The 6,631-nt window shown below is 63.6% G+C and carries 6 protein-coding genes; 3 read left to right on the top strand and 3 right to left on the bottom strand.

Annotated features, from left to right (window positions below):
* The 3 genes from ENZ74_RS17165 to ENZ74_RS17155 form a co-directional block, all read right to left on the bottom strand.
* Nucleotides 1-609, bottom strand: a 609-nt coding sequence (locus tag ENZ74_RS17165; protein ID WP_245470969.1) for an ABC transporter substrate-binding protein, incomplete at its 3' end; no start/stop codon positions are given.
* 34 nt (nt 610-643) lie between these two features.
* Nucleotides 644-1,420, bottom strand: coding sequence for a DUF427 domain-containing protein (locus ENZ74_RS17160; RefSeq protein WP_024503939.1), 777 nt, complete (start codon nt 1,418-1,420; stop codon nt 644-646).
* 14 nt (nt 1,421-1,434) lie between these two features.
* Entirely contained in the window at nt 1,435-2,793 is a 1,359-nt protein-coding gene (locus ENZ74_RS17155) for an LLM class flavin-dependent oxidoreductase (RefSeq protein ID WP_024503940.1), read from the bottom strand.
* Nucleotides 2,794-2,984: 191 nt separating this feature from the next.
* Here ENZ74_RS17155 and ENZ74_RS17150 point away from each other — a divergent pair, with 191 nt between their 5' ends.
* The 3 genes from ENZ74_RS17150 to ENZ74_RS17140 all read left to right on the top strand — a co-directional run.
* Nucleotides 2,985-4,793, top strand: a complete 1,809-nt coding sequence (locus ENZ74_RS17150; protein WP_063168684.1) for an ABC transporter ATP-binding protein — start codon at nt 2,985-2,987, stop codon at nt 4,791-4,793.
* Nucleotides 4,794-4,997: 204 nt separating this feature from the next.
* On the top strand, nt 4,998-5,414 hold the full coding sequence (locus ENZ74_RS17145) for a hypothetical protein (protein ID WP_063168685.1): 417 nt from the start codon (nt 4,998-5,000) through the stop codon (nt 5,412-5,414).
* A 290-nt stretch (nt 5,415-5,704) separates the two neighbouring features.
* Nucleotides 5,705-6,631: ABC transporter ATP-binding protein (locus ENZ74_RS17140; RefSeq protein WP_164761061.1), on the top strand; the 927-nt coding region annotated here is incomplete at its 3' end.

Raw genomic sequence — 6,631 nt, 5'->3', positions numbered from 1 at the left:
ATTGTAGACGTCGGAGGAGACATAGAACGGGAAGTTGCTGTTCGGACCGTCGAGATCGAAGGCGACGGTTTCGTCGTCGACCAGCTTGGCGCCGCCCTTGGACAGGATGCCCTTGTAGGCGGACAACGCCGACGAGCCGCTGGCCGGATCGACCAGCCGCTCGAAGCTCGCCACAACGTCTTTGGCGGTGACCGCGCGGCCATCGTGGAATTTTACCCCTTGCCGCAATTTGAAGGTCCAGCGGCTGGCCGTCTCGTTGGCCTCCCAGGACAGAGCCAGCTTCGGCTGCAGACCATCCTTCGGATCGTCGAGGATCAGATACTCGCCGACCTGGCTGATCACCCCGATGCTGGCCGGATCGGTGACCGAAACCGGATCGATCGCCTTGGTCGGCTGGCCGAGCCCGACGCGAACCGTGCCGCCGCCGGCAGCCGCGGCGCGCGCGCCTCCCAACCCCTGCGAGGCGGCAAAGCCGGTCAGGCCGAGCAGTGCGGCATATCTGAGGAGATCGCGGCGCTTGAGAAAGCCGCCCTGATGTTCGTCGACGGCGACATTCCAGATGTCCCCCGACAGATTGCGAACTGCGTCGATATCTCTGCGTCTGGTCATTTTGAAACCCTGCTTTGAAATGAAGATTGAAAATCTATGCGACGGGCTCGCCGTCGAGATGGATGCGGTCGACGGCCTGCGGATAGAAGGCGATGAGGCCCTTGATCTTCGGCATTTCCTCAATGGGATCCCGGTAGCTCCAGGCGATATCAGGGCGCACCGAACCGTCGCTCAGCAGGCCGGACCAGTAAGAGGCGATGCCCTTGTAGGGACATCGCGTCGTGGTGACGGACGCCGTCAGCCGCTCCAGCCGGATGTCTTCCGCGGGCAGATAAAAACGCGTCGGCAGATGCGTCTCGAACAGCAGCACCGGGCGGTGGCTGTCGGCGATCGGCTCGCCGTCGAACCAGATCTGCAAATGGCTCGAGCTTTGCAGAACATCGATGCGTGCATAGGGATCGCGGGCGTGGACGAAGACTTCCTCTTCCTCCTCGAACCACTGGTCGACGGCCTTCCAGGTGAATGCAATGCGGCCGGCCAGCGGCGCCAGGTTTTCATCCGGCGGTGACACGAACGACCACGCCGCGTTGGCGCTGCGCCTGTCGCCGCTGTCGATATCCCAATAGGCGGTCTCGCCACCGACCGGATGCGGCTCGCGATGCAGCGAAGGTTTCAGCACCGATGGGTCGACCGCTGACGGCGGGAAGAAATAGATCGGCAGGAAATGGTTGGAGCGCAGCACCAGCACGTTGCGGCTGTCGGCGATGGTGCGGCCGCCGAATTTGACGCGCACACGCTTGGGGCTGTGCAGGACATTGACGAGCTGCGGCGCGGTCGCTTCGCGTGGCTGCAATCTTGGTGCGACGGTCATGATCGTTCTTCCGGTCAGGACACGGCACGCGCATTGTCGCGCTGCTCGGCGAAGCGGTTGGCGGGCCGCGCCAGGCCGAAACGGTCGCGCAGCGTTCCCGGCCCGTATTCGGTCGGGAAGACGCCGCGCCGCTGCAGCTCCGGCACCACCTGTTCGGCAAAATTCACCCAGTCTTCTGGCAGCAGCGGGAACATCAGGTTGAAGCCGTCAGCGGCACCCGAAACGAACCAGTCCTGCAACTGGTCCGCGATCTGTACCGGCGTGCCGGCAACCGTCGGCACCGAACCGCTGTTGGCGAGCTTGCGCGCGATCTCGCGCAGGCTGAGATTCTGCTTCGCCCACTGCTTGACCCGGTTGAGCGATGTGCGCCCGCCATTGAACGTGCTTTCGTCCGGCAGCGGCGGCAGCGGCCCGTCCGGCGGGAACAGCGACAGGTCCAACCCGCTCCAGCTCGACAGAAGGTCGATGCCGACCTGATCCGGCAGCAAGGTCTGCAGGTATTCTTGCTTTTCCCGGCCTTCCGCTTCGGAGGCGGCGACGATCGGCAGGATGCCGGGCAGGATCTTGAAGCTCTCCGGCCGCCTGCCGTGGCGGGCCAGCCGCTCGTTGATGTCCTGACGGTATTTGATGCCATCCTCCTTGGTGCTGTAGATGGCGAAGTGCGCATCGGCCTGGGCGGTGGCGAAGTTCTTGCCATCTTCGGACGAGCCGGCCTGGACGATTAGCGGATGGCCTTGCGGCGGCCGCGAGACGTTGAGCGGCCCACGCACCTTGAAGTGCTTGCCCTTGTGATCGATAGGATGGACCTTGTCGGGGTCGGCGAAATGGCCTGACGCCTTGTCGATCAGCAGCGCCTCGTCTTCCCAGCTGTCCCACAGCGCCTTGACGATATCGAGGAATTCGGCCGCGCGCTCATAGCGGAAAGCATGTTCGATATTGCCGTCGCGGCCGAAATTGCGCGCCTCCTCATCCATGGCCGAGGTGACGACGTTCCACGACGCCCTGCCCTTGCTGATATGGTCGAGCGAGGCGAACATGCGCGCCACATTGTACGGCTCGCTGTAGGAACTCGACGCCGTGGTGATCAGGCCGATATGCTTGGTCACGCTAGCCAGCGCCGATAGCAGCGTCAGCGGTTCGAGGCGGGCATTGGCGTAATGGGCGACGCCGCTCTTGACTGAATCCCAGATCGACACGTGGTCGGCGACGAAGATGGTGTCGATCCTGGCGCGTTCGGCCGCCTGCACGAGATCGCGGTAGAATTCGAAATCCAGTACCTCCCGCCCCGGCGCCCTCGGGTGGCGCCACGACATCCGATGATCGCCCTGCGGGTTGAAGAAGAATGCGCTGAGGATCATGTGGTCTCGAGCCATGCCGGGCCTCCTTCCAGATCTGCTCCGGAGACCGTCGCGCTGCCTCGGCAGACGGCGACAATCTCTGCTGATGCGAGAAAGGTAGATTGCGCTCCGGCTTAATTCGAGTAAATTTATAGAGATAATGAATTGCGAAAGCGGAAGCGATTGCCCTCGATGGCGGCGCTGGAAGAAAGTGGTTTCAAGTCCCCATGTCCTCCTCGGTTCTGAACGTAGACCAGCTGTCCGTGGCCTATGACGGGCGCAAGGGATCGCATCCCGCCGTCAGCGGCGTGTCACTGCACATCGGCGAAGGCGAAGCGCTCGGCCTGGTTGGCGAGTCGGGATCGGGCAAAAGCTCGGTGGCGCTCGCCATATTGCGCTATCTGCCGAAAAACGCCCGCATCGCTGCGTCGGCGCTGGAATTCCAGGGCCGCGAAATCCGCGACCTTTCCGCCGAGCAACTGCGCCGGCTCAGGGGAAATCATATCGCCGCGGTCTACCAGCATCCCGGTGCTGCCCTCAATCCAAGCATGACGATCGGCCGCCAGATCACCGAGACGGTCATGCGGCATCGCCCGGTTCGCCTCGAAGAGGCGCGCGGGCGCGCCGCCGAACTGCTGGGCCGCGTCCGGGTCAGCCATCCGGAGCGGGTGCTGGATCTCTATCCGCACGAACTCTCCGGCGGCATGCAGCAGCGCGCCAACATCGCCATTGCCATTGCGCTCGACCCATCGCTGCTGGTGCTGGATGAGCCGACGACGGCGCTCGACGCCAGCGTCCAGTCCGAGATCATCGCCATCCTCTCCGACTTACGCAAGGATCACAAAACCAGCATCCTGCTGATCAGCCACGACATCAATATGATCCGCCGCTCCTGCGACCGGGTGGCGGTGATGCAGGCGGGAACCGTGGTCGAAAGCGGCGTCGCGAGCGATGTCTTCGACAACCCCTCTCACGCCTACACCAAGGCGCTCATCGCCTCGATCCCGGCGCTCAACTACACCAAGCGGGACGGAAGACTGGCGGAGACGGACGGCGTGCCAGCGCACCCAATGGCCCAAGGCGAAGACGCCGGCCTGCCAAAAGAACGCCGCATCGCGATCGCCTGCAAAGGCATCAGTCATGCCTTCGGCAGCCAGCCAGTGCTGCACCACGTCGATCTCGACATCGGCCAGGGCGAGACCTTCGGGCTGATCGGCGAGTCCGGTTCTGGCAAGTCGACCCTGGCACGGATCGTCACCGGTCTGCAGACGCCAAGCGCCGGATCGGTCGAACTGTTCGGCAGGACGGTCGCGCCGCGCGTCGAGAAGAGAAACCTTGCCGAACGCCGCGACGTGCAGATGGTCTTCCAGTCGCCGGATCGCACGCTCAATCCGCGCCAGCGGATCGGCACGATCCTCGGCCGCCCGCTGCGCAGGCTCGCCGGCCTGCGCCGCAGCGAAGTGAGAGCCCGCGTCGGCGACCTGCTGCAATCGGTTCGCCTCGCCGGCGCCACGGCCGAGCAGAAGTCGCGTTCGCTGTCCGGCGGCCAGCGGCAGCGGGCGGCAATCGCGCGCGCCTTCGCCGGCGTGCCGAAGGTCGTCGTGCTCGATGAACCGACCTCCGCGCTCGACGTCTCCGTCCAGGCGACCGTTCTCAACCTGCTCAACGACCTGCAGCGCGACAAGGACACGACCTATCTGTTCATCAGCCACGACCTCAGGGTGGTGCGCTACATGGCCGACAGGATCGGCGTGCTCTATCGCGGACGCCTGGTCGAAACCGGCTCCTCCGACCAGATTTTTCGCGGCCCCAACCACCCCTATACGGCCCTGCTTTTGGCTGCGTCCTCCGACGAAGCTGCGCCGAGACTATCCGCTCCAATCGAGATCGAGGCAGCCGGCGTCCCGAATACGGGGTGCTCCTTCGCCGACCGCTGCCCGCTGGTCCTGCCCGACTGCCGAAAGGCGGAGCCGCCGGCCCGAGAGGTCGCGGCCGGCCACCGGATCGCCTGCTGGCGGCACCGCCAGGGTTTTTGAGCGGCTCAACAGCAGTCCGAAGGTCCGCCGCGGCGGGGTTTTTGCGGCAAGCAGATGGTCGATGTACGAACCTCTCTGACGGCTGCCGCCAAGTTCACGCGGCTATGCCGGGGTTGGGAGCTTCCTCGCATACAATTACATTCGTTTATGCTAATATATTTCAGCCATGCACATTCGTTCATGGCGAACATGTGGGAGGATGCGATGAAAACCATGAATCGCAGGTCTGCAATTGCTCTCGGTGTGACGGCTGCCGCGATAACGCCTCTGTTCACCCTGGCGGCATCAGCGAAGAAATACGGCCCGAAGGAAGGCAAGGAGATTGCGCCCGGTGTCAGGGTGGTTGAGGTCAGCACCGGCAACTCCGACATTCCCGCCTACAAGAGCATCGCAATTGTCGACGTGGTATTTCAGCCCGGCGCACACGCGCCTCAGACGGTGATGGACAACGATATGGTCTGCACCATTGCTTCAGGTGCGTTCACGATCAAGAAGGCCGACAAGGAATTCAAGCTCAAGACGGGTGACATGTACACCTGCGCCAAAGGCAAGACCGACGAGGCGACAAATACAAGCAAGGAGGTCGGCGTGCATCGGATCGCCGTCCTGATACCTGCCTAGCAAACCGGAATCCGGCCGGATGGGAGGTCGCATTCCGTCCGGCCGTCGCTTGCGTACACTAGGTGCTGACCTCGTCCGGCCAACGCCCTTCGGCAAGATCGGCAGGATTACGCCGCTGGTGCCAGCCGGGTCACAGCCGCATGTTCGCTTTCCTTCAGGCACAGTGCGATGCCGGCATTGGCTCTTGAAGGGCCAAGCCAGACCCGCGTAACATAGCGCCAAGTCAACCGCTCACATTGAGTCTGCTTTATTAGTCCGGGCTAACGTCCGGATTGGTTTGGATATTTTCCTTGAACACGCAAGCAACCAGCAGCGCACCGGAGCGCGGCAAATCGTTTGCCCATGTGGCGGAAGCCTCCTGGGGCAAGGGCCTCAGCACCTTGCTCCGCATCGTGCGCATGACGCTGCGCCATCCCTGGCAGGTCGCCATCACCATCGTCTCGACCTTCATCGCCGCGACGCTGCAGCTTTTCATTCCACGCCTGCTGGGACGCGCCATCGACCAGGCGCAAGGTGTGATGGCCGCGGGTGCCGGCGCTGCGGCGGAACAGGCGCTGTGGAACACGGCGCTGACGCTGCTCGTCGTCTCGATCCTGCGCGGCCTCTTCACCATGGCGCAGAACTACTATGGCGAGGCCGTCGGTCATCGCACCGGCTATGAACTGCGGCTGGCCTTCTACGAGAAGATCCAGCGCCTGAGCTTCGCCTACCACGACAGGGTCCACACCGGCGATTTGATCACGCTCGGCCTGCTCGATCTCGACGGCGTGCGCATGTTCTTCTCCACCGGCATTTTGCGTGTGGTGCTGCTCGGCGTGCTGATCGGCGTCGGCGCCTATCTCCTGATCAGCACCGATCTCATGCTCGGGCTGCTCAGCCTGAGTTTCGTGCCCCTCGTCGCCTGGCGGTCCTCGGTCACCCAGCTGGCGTTGCGCAGCACCTGGTTGACTTTGCAGGAGCGGCTGTCTGTGCTGAGCCGGGTGATGGATGAGAACCTCGGCGGCATCCGCGTCGTGCGGGCCTTTGCGGCACAGCGGCATGAGCTGGAAAAATTCGACCGCGCCAAGCTGTCGGCGCTGGAGCTTGCCAATCAGCGCGTCGACATCCGCGTCTCCAACACCAGCGCCATGAACTTCTCGTTCCTGGCCGCCATGGGGCTGGTGCTCTGGTTCGGCGGCCAGAAAGTGATTGCAGGCCAGATCAGCGTCGGCACTGTC

This window comes from Mesorhizobium sp. M7A.F.Ca.CA.002.15.2.1 (assembly GCF_003998715.1).
Lineage (GTDB): Bacteria > Pseudomonadota > Alphaproteobacteria > Rhizobiales > Rhizobiaceae > Mesorhizobium > Mesorhizobium ciceri.
Note: the sequence above shows the minus strand (reverse complement) of the source record. Positions and strands in the feature narration are given on the sequence as shown.

Excerpts from the sequence above, each read along its gene's own strand:
- ENZ74_RS17160 (WP_024503939.1), bottom strand. The coding sequence starts at position 1,420 with ATGACCGTCGCACCAAGATTGCAGCCACGCGAAGCGACCGCGCCGCAG.
- ENZ74_RS17155 (WP_024503940.1), bottom strand. The coding sequence starts at position 2,793 with ATGGCTCGAGACCACATGATCCTCAGCGCATTCTTCTTCAACCCGCAG.
- ENZ74_RS17150 (WP_063168684.1), top strand. The coding sequence starts at position 2,985 with ATGTCCTCCTCGGTTCTGAACGTAGACCAGCTGTCCGTGGCCTATGAC.
- ENZ74_RS17145 (WP_063168685.1), top strand. The coding sequence starts at position 4,998 with ATGAAAACCATGAATCGCAGGTCTGCAATTGCTCTCGGTGTGACGGCT.